General features: G+C 69.6%; 13 protein-coding genes. 7 read left to right on the forward strand and 6 right to left on the reverse strand.

The genetic code is table 11. The annotated features are described in order from the left end of the window. From VGT80_RS06055 to panC, 3 genes are all read right to left on the reverse strand, one after another. The coding region (locus VGT80_RS06055; RefSeq protein ID WP_327453860.1) for a family 16 glycosylhydrolase at positions 1–2,814 on the reverse strand (2,814 nt) is incomplete at its 3' end. 453 nt (positions 2,815–3,267) lie between these two features. Continuing rightward, positions 3,268–5,988 (reverse strand): family 16 glycosylhydrolase, encoded by a 2,721-nt coding sequence (locus VGT80_RS06060; protein ID WP_327453861.1) that lies wholly within the window; start codon positions 5,986–5,988, stop codon positions 3,268–3,270. Positions 5,989–6,322: 334 nt separating this feature from the next. After that, entirely contained in the window at positions 6,323–7,180 is an 858-nt protein-coding gene (gene panC, locus VGT80_RS06065; protein ID WP_327453862.1) for a pantoate--beta-alanine ligase, read from the reverse strand. A 121-nt stretch (positions 7,181–7,301) separates the two neighbouring features. Here panC and VGT80_RS06070 point away from each other — a divergent pair, with 121 nt between their 5' ends. Beyond that, a complete protein-coding gene (locus VGT80_RS06070; RefSeq protein ID WP_327453864.1) occupies positions 7,302–8,108 on the forward strand; it encodes a division plane positioning ATPase MipZ in 807 nt (268 codons plus the stop codon). A 3-nt stretch (positions 8,109–8,111) separates the two neighbouring features. Then, entirely contained in the window at positions 8,112–8,546 is a 435-nt protein-coding gene (locus VGT80_RS06075; protein WP_327453865.1) for a J domain-containing protein, read from the forward strand. A gap of 61 nt (positions 8,547–8,607) precedes the next feature. Here VGT80_RS06075 and VGT80_RS06080 read toward each other — a convergent pair whose 3' ends face one another. Then, a complete protein-coding gene (locus VGT80_RS06080; RefSeq protein WP_327453866.1) occupies positions 8,608–9,891 on the reverse strand; it encodes a D-alanyl-D-alanine carboxypeptidase in 1,284 nt (427 codons plus the stop codon). A 283-nt stretch (positions 9,892–10,174) separates the two neighbouring features. Between VGT80_RS06080 and VGT80_RS06085 the strand changes: the two genes are divergently transcribed. From VGT80_RS06085 to VGT80_RS06100, 4 genes are all read left to right on the forward strand, one after another. Beyond that, positions 10,175–10,642, forward strand: a complete 468-nt coding sequence (locus tag VGT80_RS06085; protein WP_327453867.1) for a TIGR01841 family phasin — start codon at positions 10,175–10,177, stop codon at positions 10,640–10,642. A 91-nt stretch (positions 10,643–10,733) separates the two neighbouring features. Beyond that, positions 10,734–11,195, forward strand: a complete 462-nt coding sequence (locus VGT80_RS06090; protein WP_327453868.1) for a RidA family protein — start codon at positions 10,734–10,736, stop codon at positions 11,193–11,195. Beyond that, positions 11,192–11,941 carry a glycerophosphodiester phosphodiesterase gene (locus VGT80_RS06095; protein ID WP_327453870.1) on the forward strand — a complete coding sequence of 250 codons (750 nt, stop codon included), beginning with the start codon at positions 11,192–11,194 and terminating at the stop codon, positions 11,939–11,941. Before VGT80_RS06090 ends, VGT80_RS06095 begins: the two co-directional genes overlap by 4 nt. 10 nt (positions 11,942–11,951) lie before the next feature. Beyond that, a complete protein-coding gene (locus VGT80_RS06100) occupies positions 11,952–13,115 on the forward strand; it encodes a GNAT family N-acetyltransferase (protein ID WP_327453872.1) in 1,164 nt (387 codons plus the stop codon). 84 nt (positions 13,116–13,199) lie between these two features. Here VGT80_RS06100 and VGT80_RS06105 read toward each other — a convergent pair whose 3' ends face one another. Further along, positions 13,200–13,571 carry an endonuclease domain-containing protein gene (locus tag VGT80_RS06105; RefSeq protein WP_327453874.1) on the reverse strand — a complete coding sequence of 124 codons (372 nt, stop codon included), beginning with the start codon at positions 13,569–13,571 and terminating at the stop codon, positions 13,200–13,202. A 74-nt stretch (positions 13,572–13,645) separates the two neighbouring features. After that, positions 13,646–14,245, reverse strand: coding sequence for a DUF4287 domain-containing protein (locus VGT80_RS06110; protein WP_327453876.1), 600 nt, complete (start codon positions 14,243–14,245; stop codon positions 13,646–13,648). Between the two features lie 58 nt (positions 14,246–14,303). On the opposite strand from VGT80_RS06110, the gene VGT80_RS06115 reads away from it, so the two are divergent. After that, on the forward strand, positions 14,304–14,741 hold the full coding sequence (locus tag VGT80_RS06115; RefSeq protein ID WP_327453878.1) for an HIT family protein: 438 nt from the start codon (positions 14,304–14,306) through the stop codon (positions 14,739–14,741). The last annotated feature ends 154 nt before the right edge of the window (positions 14,742–14,895 follow it).

Here is a 14,895-nt window from a genome sequence, read left to right on the forward strand (position 1 = left end):
CCAGTCGGCGCTGGTGATGGTGGTGGGATCGACGTGCTGCAGGTGGATGATGTTGAGGCCCCACTGCTGGGCCGTGCCGGGGCCGTCGGCGTCGAACAGCACGGTGGTCCCGCCCTGGCCGTCGGAGATGAAGCTCAGGTAGTGGTCGGCGACCGGGTCATTGCCGGAGTAGTTGGAGTGGGCGAACACGCCCCTCAGGTCGAGCACGTCCTGGCCGTGGGTGAAGTCGGTGATCTGGGCCGGGGCCCAGGGCACGTCGGAGAACACGAAGTGGTCGTTCCCCGCCCCGCCGGTCAGCAGGTCCTGGCCGCGGCTGGCGTTGAGGGTGTCGGCGCCCGCCCCGCCGGTCAGGGTGTCGCCGACGAACGCCGAGGTCAGCGCCACGCCGGGCACCACCGGCGGCGCGCCCGGAGGCGGCGGTGAAGCCGTGGCGCTCGCGCCGCCGAACAGATTGGCCGCGGTGAGCTGGCCTGGCGCCACGTGGTCGAGGTTGACGATGTAGTCGGGCCAGGGATGGCCCGAGGCCGGGCCGTCGAGGTCGACCAGCACCTTGGTTCCGCCATTGCCGTCGTCGAACAGTTTCACATAGCCGTCCGCGATCGGATCGGAGCCCTTGTAGCCGTCCACGTAGAGGCCGGAGAAGTCGAGCCTGTCGACGCCCACCTGGAAGTCGCTGATGTGGACCGGCGTCCAGGGCTTCTCGTGGATCGCGAAGACATCGGCCCCGGCTCCGCCGGTCATGGTCTCGCCGCCCTGGTTGGACGTCAGGGTGTCGGCGCCGGCGCCGCCGGCCAGCGTCGAGCCGTAGCCTTGCGAGGTCACGGCCACCCCGGGCGCGACCGCCGGGGGCGACACGGGGGGCGGCGGGGCGGCCGGCGTGGTCGCGGGCGGCGGCGAAACCGCGGTCGCGCTGCCGAACAGGTTCGCGGCGGTGAGCTGGCCGGGCGCCACATGGTCGAGGTTGACGATGTAGTCGGGCCAGGGGTGGCCCGAGGCCGGGCCGTCGAGGTCGACCAGCACCTTGGTCCCGCCATTACCGTCGTCGAACAGCTTCACATAGCCGTCGGCGATCGGCTCGGAGCCCTTGTAGCCGTCCACGTAGAGGCCGGAGAAGTCGAGCTTGTCGACGCCCACCTGGAAGTCGGTGATGTGGACGGGCGTCCAGGGCTTCTCGTGGATGGCGAACACGTCCGCGCCAGCGCCGCCCGTCATGGTCTCGCCGCCCTGGTTAGACGTCAGGGTGTCGGCGCCCGCGCCGCCCACCAGGGTCGAGCCATAGCCATGCGAGGTCAGCGTCTGACCCGCCGCAGCCGGCGGCGGCGAGACGGGCGGGGGCGGGGCCGCAGGCGCGCTTACCGGAGGCGGGGAGGCGGCCGGAGGGCTGACCGTGGTCAGGCCCGAGGTGGTTCCGTTGCCCAGCCCGTAGGCGCGGATGTAGTCGATCCGCATCTCCTCCGGCATCTGGCTGTTGTCGATCGTCCCGCCCCAGCCGCCGAGCGCCAGGTTGGCGATCATGTACATCGGCTTGTTCATGTCGGAAGGCGTCGCCTGGTGAAACACCTCCACGCCGTCGACGTACCAGACGAGGTCGGTGGCGGTCCAAAGCACGCCATAGGTGTGGAAGCCCGAGGCCGTGTCGGGAATGAAGGAGGCGATGCCGTTCTGGGTGTGCACGCCCCCGAGCCCGGAGTGCCAGGTGGTGTGGTCCGCGTGCGGATCGTTGGTCAGGGTCTCCATGACGTCGAGCTCGGGCGGCCAGGAGCCGTCGGCCGGCACCAGCCAGAAGGCCGGCCAGCCGCCGGCCGCCTGGGGCAGCTCGGCGCGCATCTCGAAGTAGCCATAGGTCTGGGCGAAGCTCTCCTTCGTGGAGATCATGCCTGAGGTGTAGTTGTAACCGAACAGCTCCGAATTGGTGGACGGCCGGGCGACGATCGACAGGGTGCCGTCGCTGTTCGACTGGAACGGGCTCTCGCTGAAGTCGCCGTTGTGGTCGCGGTAGTAGGGCGAGGTGTAGATCTGCTTCTCGCCGTTGCCGGGCAGGGTGTAGGAGCCGACGCCGTCCGCGCCCTGGTAGCCGTAGTCGGGACGCCACGTCCCGGTCGGATTGTAGGTGGCGTTCCAGATCGACAGCGGGCTCGAGAACTCGTCGTGGAAGGTCATCGCCCCGACCTTGGTCGGGTCGATCTGCAGCGCAAAGTTCGCGGCCGTCAGTTGCGAGGCCTGCACGCCGTGCAGGATGACACCGTCGGTCCCGCCGAGGTCGATCCTCACATCCGCGCCAACCTGGGTCATGTGCGCCTGGACGTCGGAGAAGCTCGAATAGCCGGCCGAAAGCCGCACCACGTCGCTGGCGGTCTTGAAGCCGTAGATGGCGTCGTTACCCTCACCCTTGACGACGATGAAGGTGTCCGGGCCCGAGCCTCCGACCAGCACGTCCTGGCCGCCGCCGCCGTAGATCTGCTCGGCGCCCGAGCCCGCGTAGACGATGTTGTCGTGGGCATCGCCCGCCGCGTAGATGCCGCCGCCGTCGATCTTCAGGTTCTCGACATTGGCGTAGTTGGTCAGGCTGACGCTCTGCCAGGCCACCAAGGTGTCCGTCCCCCCGCCCGGCTGCTCGACGATCTTGTCGGCCGCGTCCTGCAGGTAGTAGGTGTCGTCGCCGGCGCCCCCGACCATGGTGTCGCCGCCCTGGCCCCACAGCGATTCCGCCGCCGCGGTCCCGGTCAGGGTCTCCGCGCCCGGCGCGCCGTACAGGTTGGCGACCGGCGTGCTCGATTCGCCGGCGGCGGAGCCGTCGTACTTCAGGTAGCTCATGGTGTCGGTCTTCCCGTCCTTGAGGTCGGCGGCAGGGCCGCTTAAGTCGCGGCCTCGACGCTCGCGACGACGGGAAATTGCTTGAGCGCGCCGCGCCGCACACCACCCCCAGATGTCGCACGCGGTCAGGACGGCGAACGGCGGTATGGCTCACGCCGGGCCGCTCCGGCGCCGGACCTCGACCGGCCGCAAGCTCTAGCGCAAGGGCCCTAAGCGGCTGAATGTCCGCGCTGAAACAGGATAAAAAGCGCTGCTATAACAATCATCTAAAGTAGCGCTTGCAAGCGCTTGGCTGCGCGGATCCGCACACCTCTACTGTGGCGCCGTGTCACGGCTTGAGTGTGGCGGCCTGACGCAGATAACGCCGGTACGCCGCGACGTCCGGCCGCGCCAGGTGCGACGGCCCGCCGCCTTGAGTGTGGCGGCCGGTCGCAGGCTGGGCCGTAGGCGACGTCAGGCGCCGAAGATCCATCCGGGCGGCAGGGTCGATTCCTGCACGCCGACCAGGGTCATCTGGTCGCCATTGCCCATGTCGATGACCGTATCGGCGCCCACCTGGCTGACCGTGAAGTGGGTTCCCGGATCGAGCTGCACGTGGTCGCCCTTGGCCGCGTCGAAGCCGAGGACGCGGTCCATCCCCGCGCCCGAGAAGGTGTGGAAGGTGTCGGGCCCGGCGCCGGCCTGGATGGTGTCGTTGCCGCGGTCGCCGCTGATCCAGTCGGCGCCGAAACCGGCGATGATGGAATCGTCGCCCTGGCCACCGCGCAGGATCTGCGCGCCGGAGCCGCCGATCAGGGTGTCGTTCCCGAGGTTTCCATAGAGGATGTCGCCCGTGCCGTGGCTGACGATCATGTCATTGCCCTGGCCGCCGACCAGCCAGTCGCCGACGTTGGAGAAGCCGACAATGGTGTCGTCGCCCTGGTTGCCGTTGATGTCGTTGAACCCGGGGCCGCCCTGGATGGAGTCGTTGCCCGCGCCGCCGCGCAGGTAGTTGTTCCCATCGACCCCGGTGATGCTGTCGTCGCCGGCGCCGCCCTGCAGGGTCGACCCGCCGGCGTGGCCGATGAGCGTCTGGTCAGTCGGGGCCGTCACGCCGGTCGACCCGCCGCCGCCGCCCGCCGCGGGGGGCGGCGGGGAGACGGGGGGCGGAGAGACCGGGGGCGGGCTCACGGGCGGAGGCGAAACCGGCGGCGGGCTGACCGGCGGGGGCGGGGAGGCCGCCGAGCCGGAACCCGCGCCGCCGAACACCTGGGCGGCGGTCAGGTGATCCGGGGCGACGTTGTCGAGGTTGAACACATAGGCCGTGTGGGGCGTCCCCGCCGGGCCGTCGAAGTCCACCAGCACCTTGGCGCCGCCGGCTCCGTCGGAGAAGAACTGCACATAGCCGTCGGCGACCGGGTCGGTTCCGCGGTAGCCGTCGGTGTAGAGCGCCGAGATATCCACGCGGTCGACGCCCACCTGGAAGTCGGTGATGTGGGTGGGCGTCCAGGGGTTGGTCGGGAACGAGAAGACATCGGCGCCGGCGCCACCGGTCATGGTCTCCCCGCCGTTGTCGGAGACCAGGGTGTCGGCGCCCGCGCCGCCCACCAGGATCGAGCCATAGCCGGGGGAAGCCACCACATGGCCCACGTTCGGATCGCCCGGCGGCGACACCGGGGGCGGCGAGACCGGCGGCGGGCTGACGGGCGGCGGCGGAGGGCTGACAGGCGGGGGTGACACCGGCGGCGGTGACGCCGGCGGCGAGAGGCTGGTGGTGGCCGAGCCGGTGAGGCTGCCCAGCCCATAGGCCCGGATGTAATCGATCCGCATCTCCTCCGGCATCTGGCTGTTGTCGATGGTCCCGCCCCAGCCGCCGAGCGCCAGGTTGGCGATCATGTACATCGGCTTGTTCATGTCGGCGGGGGTGGCGGCGTGGAACACCTCCACGCCGTCGACGTACCAGACGAGATCGGTGGCGGTCCAAAGCACCCCGTAGGTGTGGAAGCCGGTGGCGGTGTCGGGAATGAAGTTCGCCGCGGCCACCGAGGTGTGGCTGCCGGTGGACTGGGAGTGGGCGGTGGTGTGGTCGAGGTTCGGATCGGCCGTCAGGGTCTCCATGACGTCGAGCTCGGGCGGCCAGGAGCCGTCGGCGGGGACGAGCCAGAAGGCCGGCCAGCCGCCGGCCGCCTGCGGCAGCTCGGCGCGCATCTCGAAGTAGCCGTAGGTCTGGGAGAAGCTCTCCTTCGTGGAGATCATCCCGGATGTGTAGTTGTAGCCGAACAGCTCGGAGTTGGTGGACGGCCGGGCGACGATCGACAGCGTCCCGTCGCTGTTCGACTGGAATGGGCTCCCGCTGAAGTCGCCATTGTGGTCGCGGTAGTAGGGCGACGTATAGATTTGCTTCTCGCCGTTGCTGCCGAGCGTGTAGGAGCCAACGCCGTCGGGACCCTGGTAGCCGAAGTCCGGACGCCACGTCCCGGTCGGATTGTAGGTGGCGTTCCAGATCGACAGCGGGCTCGAGAACTCGTCGTGGAAGGTCATCGCGCCCAGCTTGGAGGTGTCCAGCTGAAGCTCGAAATTGGCAGCCGTCAGGGCGCTCGCCTGGATGTTGCGCAGGACCACGCCATCGCCGCCGCCGAAGTCGATCTTCACGTCGGCGCCCACCTGGGTCATCGCCGACTGGACCTGGGCGAAGGTGGTGAACCCGGCCGACAGCCGGACCATGTCGCTTGCCGCCTTGAAGCCGTAGATGGCGTCGTCGCCCTCGCCCTTGACGACGATGAAGGTGTCCGGGCCCGAGCCCGCCACCAGCACGTCCTGGCCGCCGCCGCCGTAGAGCTGTTCGGCGCCTGAGCCCGCGTAGACGATGTTGTCGTGGCCGTCGCCCGCCGCATAGAGCCCGCCGCCGTCGATCTTCACGTTCTCGACGTTTGCGTAATTCTTGAGGTTGACGTCCTGCCAGGCGACCACCGTGTCGACGCCCCCGCCCGGCTGCTCGACGATCTTGTCGGCTGGATCCTGCAGGTAGTACGTGTCGTCGCCAGCGCCCCCGACCATGGTGTCGCCGCCCTGGCCCCAGAGCGATTCCGCCAAGGCCGTGCCCGTCAGGGTCTCCGCAGCCGGCGTGCCGTAGAGGTTGGAGACTGGATCGGCCGACGCCGCAGCCGTCGTGCCGTCGTACTTCAGGTAGGACATGGGGTGGTCCGGTGCTGACGCGCACGCCCCCCTGGACGCGCTAGCGGGACCATAGCCGCAGCAAGCTTAAGGTTCGGTTCTGGCAAGATGTCGCATAGCTTTGCCATGCAGCGCCGGACTAGATGATCTGAATGGTCAAGCTTTCGCTCCATTTGAGCGAACGGCGCTATTGACCAGCTTAACCGTGGGCGAAGTTAAGCCATCGAGATCGTTGCCATCGTAGCTCGACCGTAGCGCGAGCTTCAGCGCCGCGACGAACCCCATATCCCCTGCGCGCCGGGTCGCGTCGTAAGCTCGGCCATGCGGCAACGCGCCACACTGAAGCTCATGGGCCTCAGACCGCCAGGTTGTCGATCAGCCGCGTCTTGCCGAGCACCGCGGCTCCCAGCACCCGCGCCGGAGGCCGGATTGGACCGGGGCCGAGTCGGGCCAGATCGCCCGCACCCCGCACCTCCACATAGTCGACGCGCGCGAAGCCCGCGGCGGAGAGGCGCGCCGCCGCGCGGACCTCCGCCTCGGCCACCGGGCGTCCCGCCCGCAGCGCCTCCACGGCCGCGGCCAGGGCGCCGTGCAGTTCGGCCGCGATCGGCCGTTCGGCCTCGGTCAGGTAGGCGTTGCGCGAGGACAGGGCGACGCCATCCGACGCGCGGGCGATCGGCGCGCCCAGGATCTCCACGGGGATATCCAGGTCGGCGACCAGCCGGCGGATGACCAGCAGCTGCTGGTAGTCCTTCTCGCCGAACACGGCGACGTCGGGCCCGCACTGCAGGATGAGCTTGGTCACCACGGTCGCGACGCCCGCGAAATGGCCGGGCCGCGCCGCGCCGTCCAGGGGCTCCGAGACGCCGGCCACGGTGACCGTGGTGGCGAATCCCGGCGGATACATCTCCGCGGCGGTTGGCGCATAGATGAGGTCGCAGCCGACGCTGGCCAGCAACTCGGCGTCGCGCGCTTCGTTGCGGGGATAGGCCGCGAAGTCCTCGTGCGGCGCGAACTGGGTGGGGTTGACGAAGATCGAGACCACGGCGCGCGCGGCCTTGGCCTTGGCCAGCCGCACCAGGGAGAGGTGTCCCTCGTGCAGGGCGCCCATGGTCGGCGTGAAGCCGACCCGTTCGCCGGCGGCGCGCCAGGCGCCGACGCGGGCGCGGAGTTCGGCCACGGTGCGGACGATAGGCGGCGACGTCGAACTCATGGCGCGCGCTTATGACGAGCGGGCGCGCCCAAGTCCATCCACAGCCAGAGTCATCTGGCCGCGTTGACGCGGCGGGGCGGCGCAGGGTCAACCTAGCGCCTCGTGAATCGGAGTTCTTGAGATGCCTCAGGCCAGCGTCATCGTGGTCGGCAACGAGAAGGGCGGGGCGGGCAAGTCCACCATCGCCATCCACACCGCCGTGGCCCTGCTGCACGGCGGGGCGCGCGTGGCCGTGATCGATCTCGACCTGCGCCAGCAGTCGATGGCCCACTTCTTCGCGAACCGCCGCGCCTGGCTGGCCGCCAACGGCGCGCAGGCTCCGATGCCGGCGGAGTATGCCGTGGCCGTGGGCGAGGACGCCGACCGGCGCTTCGCGGACGCCTTCGCCGAGGCGCGCGAGACCGCCGATTTCGTGCTCATCGACACCCCCGGCAGCGACACCGCCGTCAGCCGCGCGGCGCACGCGCGCGCCGACCTGATCGTCACCCCGATGAACGACAGCTTCGTGGACTTCGACATGCTGGGCGTGGTCGACCCGGTCACCCTCGAGGTGACGCGCCACAGCCTCTATGCCGACACCGTCTGGGACTGCCGCAAGCAGCGGGCCGCCGTCGACCGCAAGATGATCGACTGGGTGGTGCTGCGAAACCGCCTGGCGCCCACCGAGGCGCGCAACCGCAAGCGCCTGGACGAGCGGGTGCAGGCGCTCTCCCGCAAGGTCGGCTTCCGGGTGGGGCCGGGCCTCAGGGACCGGGTCATCTACCGCGAGCTGTTCCCGTTCGGCCTGACCATCGCCGACCTGTCGCCGGCCATCCGGCCCGTGGCGATGTCGCTGCAGCACGTGGCGGCGCGCCAGGAGCTTCGCGCCCTGATGAGCGCGCTCGGCCTTTCCGGATTTGCCGAGGTCGAGTCGATCGCCGCAGAATAGGCGATGATCTTCCTCATCCTGGGCTGCCTCGTCCTCCTGGTGCTGGTCACCGTCGGCCGGTCCGGCAAGCCGCTCCGCATCCGCCGCGAGTGGCGCTTCATCTCCGCGGCGACCTCGATCGCCACCCTGACGGGGGCGGCCTATCTGGCCTTCCGCGAGGCCTGGATCCCGGCGGTGCTGCTGCTGGGCGTGGCCGTCAGCCTGATGGGCTCGGCGCGGGTCAACCTGCGTCGTCGCGCGCCGGCGCCGAGCTCCCTGCGCGAGCCGATGAGCGCCGAGGAGGCCCGCTCGATCCTCGGCGTCGGCGCCGACGCCAGCGCCGCGGAGATCCAGGCGGCCTATACGCGGCTGATGCGCATGGCCCATCCGGACAAGGGCGGCACCTCCGGCCTCGCCAGCCAGCTCAACGCCGCCCGCGACCGGTTGCTGCCGAAATAGGCTGAAAGAAAAAGCCCCGGAGGCGGAGCTCCGGGGCTCGTGTTCTCTCGATGGGCGGGGCTCAGCTCGCGCCGAGCACCGCGCAGGCCAGGCGCCGCGCCTTCAGCGCGTGGCAGGCGCCCTTGGCTTCGGACTCCGAGGAGAAGCCGGTGAACACCGCCTTGTAGCGGCGGCCCTGCTTCTCGGCCGCGCCCTGGGCGCTGTCGAAATGCTCGCCGAACTTCTTCTTCACCAGGGCGATCTGCTCCTTGGCGTCGGCGTGGCTGCGGAACTCGCCGACCTGCACCGACCAGTCCTCGCCGCGGCGGGCGTGCTTGCCCCGCGCCGGTTGGACCTGGAGCTTGGCCCGCGGCGGCGGGGCCGAGGTCAGCTCGATCTTCAGCGCGTCCTGGTCGCCGTCGCCCTGTTCGGAGGGCGGGCGGATCACCGGGCCGGTGGGAACCGGCTCATGCAGGTTCTGGGCGATGGTCAGCCGTTCGCCCATGCCGCGGCGCTTCATGACGTCGAAGCCGGTCAGCAGCAGGTCCTCGGCGTTCTGATCGCGCGACACCCGCGTCGGGCCGCCCAGCACCACGACGATGAGGCGTCGGCCGTCGCGAACGCCTGAGATCGCAATGTTGAAGCCCGAGGCGTTGGTGAAGCCGGTCTTCAGGCCGTCGACCCCGGGCACACCGGTCAGCAGGTGGTTGTGGTTGGGGATGTAGCGGCCGCGGAAGGTGAACGAGGTCTGGCTGAAGTAGTGGTAATATTGCGGGTAATCCCGCATCGCCGCCCGCGACAGGATGGCGATGTCCCGCGCCGTCGACAGGTTGCGGCTGTCGGGCAGGCCGTTGGCGTTGGCGAAATGGGTGTTCTGCATGCCCAGCTCCTGGGCGCGCAGGGTCATCAGGGCGGCGAAGCGGCTCTCGCTGCCGCCCAGCTTCTCGGCCATGGCCACCGCGGCGTCGTTCGCCGACAGAGTGGTCATACCCTGGATCGCGTCCGCCACGCTGATGGAATCCCCCGGACGAACGCCGAGCTTGGTGGGCGCCTGCGCCGCGGCATGGGGCGAGAACACGACGCGGTCGTCGAGGTGCAGCTTGCCCGACGCGAGCGCCTCATAGGTGAGATAGAGGGTCATCACCTTGGTGATCGAGGCCGGATAGCGCGGCGCATCGGCGTGCTTGTCGTAGAGCACCTCGCCGGACTTGGCGTCGACGACGATCGCCGCATAGCGGTTCTCGCGCGCCGCGAGGATCTCGCGGAAATAGGGAATCTGCGCCTGAGCCGCCGGTGGGGTGACCGCGAGCAAGGTAGCGGCGGCCAAACCGAGGGACACAACAAGGCGGCGGGCGTGCTGGATCATGCTTTCGTCCGTCGAATCTCAACGTTACGAACGGCCCTGCAACATCCGGGCCGCCCTTGAATCCCTCTACCATCACACTGCGACGGTTGCGGTAGAGTAAACAAGGGGTTGAACGGGTCCGATTGTCGCGGTGGGGCGGTCACGCTTTCGTCATTGTGCAGTGCAACAAAATTCACTTGACTGCTGCAGTGCAGCATGAGACACCGACTGCGAAGTCGGGAAATCCCTAGCTGGATATCGCATCGCGGCGATCTCGCCGCCCGCAAACCCAAGGACGCGACGCATGGACGCTGCTGCTGAAACCCTGAAGCCGGAAGCCAAGGCCGCCAAGGCCGCTGAAGCGACCGTCGAACAAATCACCACCGCTGCGAACACCGCCTTCAAGGACGGTGTCGAGAAGACCCTGGCCGCCGTGAGCGAGGCCAACACCCATTCCAAGAAGAACCTGGAGGCCGTCGTGGCCTCCGTCACCGCGGCCACCAAGGGCGCGGAAGCGCTGGGCGCGCAGGCCATGGCCTATACCAAGTCGGCCTTCGAGACCCAGGCTGCCGCCGCCAAGGCGCTGGCCGGCGCCAAGACCCCGCAGGAGCTCTTCGAGCTGCAGACGGCCTTCGCCAAGGGCGCCTTCGAGACCTACGTCAGCGAACTCGGCAAGATGACGGAGACCTTCCAGGCCTCCTTCAAGGCCACCGTCCAGCCGCTCAACGAGCGCGTCAGCGACACGGTCAGCAAGCTGCAGGCGACGCGCTAAGCATCCGACGCGGCGACGCGAACGATCGAGAGGCCCGGACCGCAAGGTCCGGGCCTTTTCTCTTGCGCGGGCGGGAGCTAGAGGTTCGCCCATGTCGCAGATCGAAGACCGCCTCGCGGAGCTCGGGATCACGCTGCCCGAGCCCAACGCCCCCGTCGCCAACTATGTGCCGTTCGTCCGGGTGGGCGAGCTGATCCACATCTCCGGCCAGGTCTCCCTCGACGCCTCGGGCGGGATCCGCGGCGTGGTGGGCGAGGACGTCGACCTGGAGACCGGCCGGCAGGCGGCGCGGCTCTGCGGCCTCTCCCTGCTGGCCCAGATGAAGGCGGCCTGCCACGGCCACCTCGGCCGGGTGAAGCAGGTGGTCAAGCTGAACGGCTTCGTCCAGGCCGGGCCCGGCTTCTTCGATATTCCCAAGGTGTTGAACGGGGCGTCCGACCTGATGGTCGAGGTGTTCGGCGAGACCGGCCGTCATGCCCGCTCGGCGGTGGGCGTCTATCGCCTGCCGATGAACTTCGCCGTCGAGGTCGACGCGGTGGTGTCGGTGTCGTGAAGACGCGCTTCGGCGAAGCCTGGGACCTGCTGTTCGCGCCCGCGGTGGCGCACCGCGGCCTCTGGGCGCCGGATGGGCCGCCGGAGAATTCGCTGGGCGCCTTCCAGGCGGCATGCGCGGCCGGCTACGGCATCGAACTCGACGTCCAGCTCTCGGCCGATGGCGAGGCCATGGTCTTCCACGACGAGGACCTGACGCGGATGACCGGTGCGCAGGGCCGGCTCTGCGACCGCACGGCCGCCGAGCTCGCCGAGCTGCGCCTCAAGGACAGCGACGAAGCCATCCCGACCCTGGCCGAGACGCTCGCCCTGGTCGGCCGCCGGGCCATGGTGCACGTGGAGTTGAAGACGCCCTTCGGCCACGTCGGGCCGCTGGAGCAGCGGGTGCACGAGATCCTCATCGATCACGCCGGCCCGGTCTGCGTGATCGGCTTCAATCCCTATTCCCACGCCTGGTTCGCCGAGCGTTTCCCCGGCGTGCTGCGCGGCCTCGACAGCTATTCCTACGATCGCGCGCCGCACATGAGCGAGGCGCAGCGCCGGGCCTTCGCCAACCTCGAGCACGTGGCCATCGCCAAGCCGCACTTCCTGGCGCTCGGCCTCGACATGCTGCCCAGCGGCGCGGCGGCGCGCTACCGCGCCCAGGGCCTGCCGGTCGTCGCCTGGACGGTGCGCAAGCCGGAGCAGTGGGACCAGGTCCGCGAGGGCTGCGACAACCTGATCTTCGAGGGCTTCCGCCCTTGCTAGGAGCTTGGGCGTGACCCTGACGCCGGCGGTCAAGGTCTGCCGCCGCATCGCCGAGATCGGGCGCGAGGCCTGGGACGCCTGCGCCCAGAACCCCGCCTACGCCGGCTATCCGTTCCTGCACTACGATTTCCTGCACGCCCTGGAGGCCGCCGGCTGCGCGGTCGAGCGCACCGGCTGGGGCCCGCAGCACCTGGCGGTGGAGGACGAGACGGGGCAGGTCGCCGCCGTCATGCCGCTCTATCTGAAGTCCCACAGCCAGGGCGAATACGTCTTCGACCACGCCTGGGCCGACGCCTACGAGCGGGCCGGCGGCCAGTACTATCCAAAGCTGCTGTCGGCCGCGCCGTTCACCCCGGCGACGGGACCGCGCCTGCTGGTGCGGCCCGGCGTCGACGCCCGAGAAGGCTGGCGGCTCTTGACCGGCGGGGCGCTGACCCTGTGCGAGCGCCACGGCGCCTCGTCCTTCCACGTGAACTTCCCGCCCGAGGACGAATGGCGCTGGCTGGGCGAGCAGGGCTTCGGCCTGCGGGAGGGCCAGCAATACCATTGGCAGAATGCCGGCTACGCCAGCTTCGAGGACTTCCTGGGCGCGCTGTCGTCGGGACGCCGCAAGACCATCCGGCGCGAGCGCCGCGACGCGGTGGCCGAGGTGGAGGTGGTCTCGCTCACCGGGGCTGAGATCGGCGAGGAGCACTGGGACGCCTTCTTCCGGTTCTACGTCGACACCGGGTCGCGCAAGTGGGGCCGGCCCTATCTGACCCGGGCCTTCTTCTCGAGGCTCGGCGAGACGATGGCCGAGCGGGTGCTGCTGATCCTGGCCCGGCGCGACGGGCGCTGGATCGCCGGCGCCCTGAACCTGATCGGCGACGACTGCCTCTACGGCCGCCACTGGGGCTGTATCGAGGAGGTCCCGTTCCTGCACTTCGAGCTCTGCTACTACCAGGCCATCGACTGGGCGATCGCGCAGCGCCTGCCGCGCGTCGAGGCCGGCGCGCAAGGCCAGCACAAGATCGCCCGCGGCTACCTGCCCACGCCGGTCTATTCGGCCCACTACATCGCCGACCCGGCGCTGCGCGCGCCGGTGGAGGCCTTCCTGGCGCGCGAACGGCTCGGCGTGGAATCCGAGATCGAATGGCTGACCGAGGAATATTCGCCGTTCCGGAAGGGGGGATAGGGCGCCACTTCCTCTCCCGCGAAGCGGGAGAGGGGGACCATCGGCCGAAGAGCCGATGGTGGAGAGGGTAAGCCGCAGCAGAGCCTAGGACCTCGCGCTCAGCGCGAGGGCCCGCAAGATCACCGCGTCCGCCGCCTGGCTTAGGTTCGAATAGACGTGCCCGGCGCCAAGGCGCATCACCTCGATCCCCTGACGCGCCTGCCAGGCGTCACGCGCCTCGTCCTTTGCGCGTTTTTCCTCGTCCCAATGTGTGGCGCCGTCGATCTCCACGGCCAGCTTCGCCGCGGGGCAATAGAAATCGAAGATCATGGATCGATAGGCGAACTGACGGCGGAAGATCGGCTGTCCTCGGCCCCGACCCTTCAGTTTGGACCAGAGCATGATCTCGGGCTCGGTCATGCTCTTGCGCAGCGCCCGCGATCGGTTGGCGATGAGTGTGGTTGTCCGATGCGCCATGCCGGCCGCCTACCCTCTCCACCGCTCGCTCTTCGGCGAGCGGTCCCCCTCTCCCGCTGCGCGGGAAAGGAAGGCTAGCTCTTCTCCCACGCCTGCTTCAGCAGGGCCGCCACCGAGGCGTCCACCTGGCCGGGGGTCTCCAGCAGCAGCTTCGATTTCAGCCGCTCGGACCAGCCCTCGGTCTTCGGCGGCTGCAGTCGGGGATCGGCGGCGGGCTCGATGGCGAGGCCCAGCAGGGCCTTGCCGCCCTTCACCGGCTTGATCGCGGCGAACTGGAATTCCCGCGAGAAGGCGGTGAAGGCCTTGCGCTGGCCGATGATCGCGCCGGGGAGGGCGGCGGCCGCCGCCTGCACCGCCTCGAAGATCGCCCGCGAGCCCGGGTCGGTCCACAGCGCCTCGCGCAGGGCCTGGGGCTCGTCCCAGCCGTTGGCGGCCGGAAAGGCCTCCGACAGCACGTACATGGCGCGGTTCTGCAGCAAGCCGTAGTTGTCCTTCAGCCACTGGGCGCGGGCCCGCGGCTTGGTCTCGGGGCAGGTGTGGGCGATGGTGACCCACTGCTCGAGCGTCTTGCCGGTGTCGCGTTCCAGGCTCGCCTGCACCGAGGCGAACCACTTCTTCTGCCGTTCGGTGAGGCCGTGGGCCTCCAGCGTGGCCGACACCTGCTTCTCCGCCATCGTTCCACCCTCCCGACCGATTTGCTACGACGCCTGCGACACCCAAGGAGACGAGGCCATGAGCTTGGACGGCGCTTACGACCAGGGCAACATCTTCGCCAAGATCCTGCGCGGCGAGGCGCCCGCCGCCCGCGTGTTCGAGGACGACCATGTGCTGGCCTTCATGGATGTCTTTCCCCAGGCCAGGGGCCACACCCTGGTGATCCCCAAGCACTCGAGCGCGCGCAACCTGCTGGACGAGGCGCCCGACGTGCTGGGCCCGCTGATCCTGGGGGTGCAGCGGGTGGCCCGCGCGGTGCGCGCCGCCCTCAACCCGGACGGCGTCGTGGTCACCCAGTTCAACGGCGCCGTGGCCGGCCAGACCATCTTCCACCTGCATTTCCACATCATCCCGCGCTGGGACGGCGCGCCGCTTGGCCGCCACGGCGAGGGCGGCATGGCCGACATGGCCGAGCTGAAGACGCTGGCCGAGCAGATCGCGGCGAAGATCAGCTGACACAGGTCGGCGCGTTCCCACTTCCCTTCCCATTCGATGGGAAGGGGGGACCGCACGCCGAAGAGCGGGCGGTGGGAAGGGCGAGCCAGCGGCAGTGCGGTGGCCTTCCCTCTCCACCATCCGCTCTCCGGCGGATGGTCCCCCTCTCCCGCTG

This window comes from Phenylobacterium sp., from assembly GCF_035944335.1.
Taxonomy (GTDB): Bacteria; Pseudomonadota; Alphaproteobacteria; order Caulobacterales; family Caulobacteraceae; genus Phenylobacterium.

Bases quoted from the DNA above. Each gene is read 5' to 3' on its own strand.
- VGT80_RS06080 (WP_327453866.1), bottom strand. From the start codon at position 9,891: ATGATCCAGCACGCCCGCCGCCTTGTTGTGTCCCTCGGTTTGGCCGCC.
- VGT80_RS06070 (WP_327453864.1), top strand. From the start codon at position 7,302: ATGCCTCAGGCCAGCGTCATCGTGGTCGGCAACGAGAAGGGCGGGGCG.
- VGT80_RS06110 (WP_327453876.1), bottom strand. From the start codon at position 14,245: ATGGCGGAGAAGCAGGTGTCGGCCACGCTGGAGGCCCACGGCCTCACC.
- VGT80_RS06115 (WP_327453878.1), top strand. From the start codon at position 14,304: ATGAGCTTGGACGGCGCTTACGACCAGGGCAACATCTTCGCCAAGATC.
- VGT80_RS06105 (WP_327453874.1), bottom strand. From the start codon at position 13,571: ATGGCGCATCGGACAACCACACTCATCGCCAACCGATCGCGGGCGCTG.
- panC (WP_327453862.1), bottom strand. From the start codon at position 7,180: ATGAGTTCGACGTCGCCGCCTATCGTCCGCACCGTGGCCGAACTCCGC.
- VGT80_RS06090 (WP_327453868.1), top strand. From the start codon at position 10,734: ATGTCGCAGATCGAAGACCGCCTCGCGGAGCTCGGGATCACGCTGCCC.
- VGT80_RS06085 (WP_327453867.1), top strand. From the start codon at position 10,175: ATGGACGCTGCTGCTGAAACCCTGAAGCCGGAAGCCAAGGCCGCCAAG.
- VGT80_RS06075 (WP_327453865.1), top strand. From the start codon at position 8,112: ATGATCTTCCTCATCCTGGGCTGCCTCGTCCTCCTGGTGCTGGTCACC.
- VGT80_RS06060 (WP_327453861.1), bottom strand. From the start codon at position 5,988: ATGTCCTACCTGAAGTACGACGGCACGACGGCTGCGGCGTCGGCCGAT.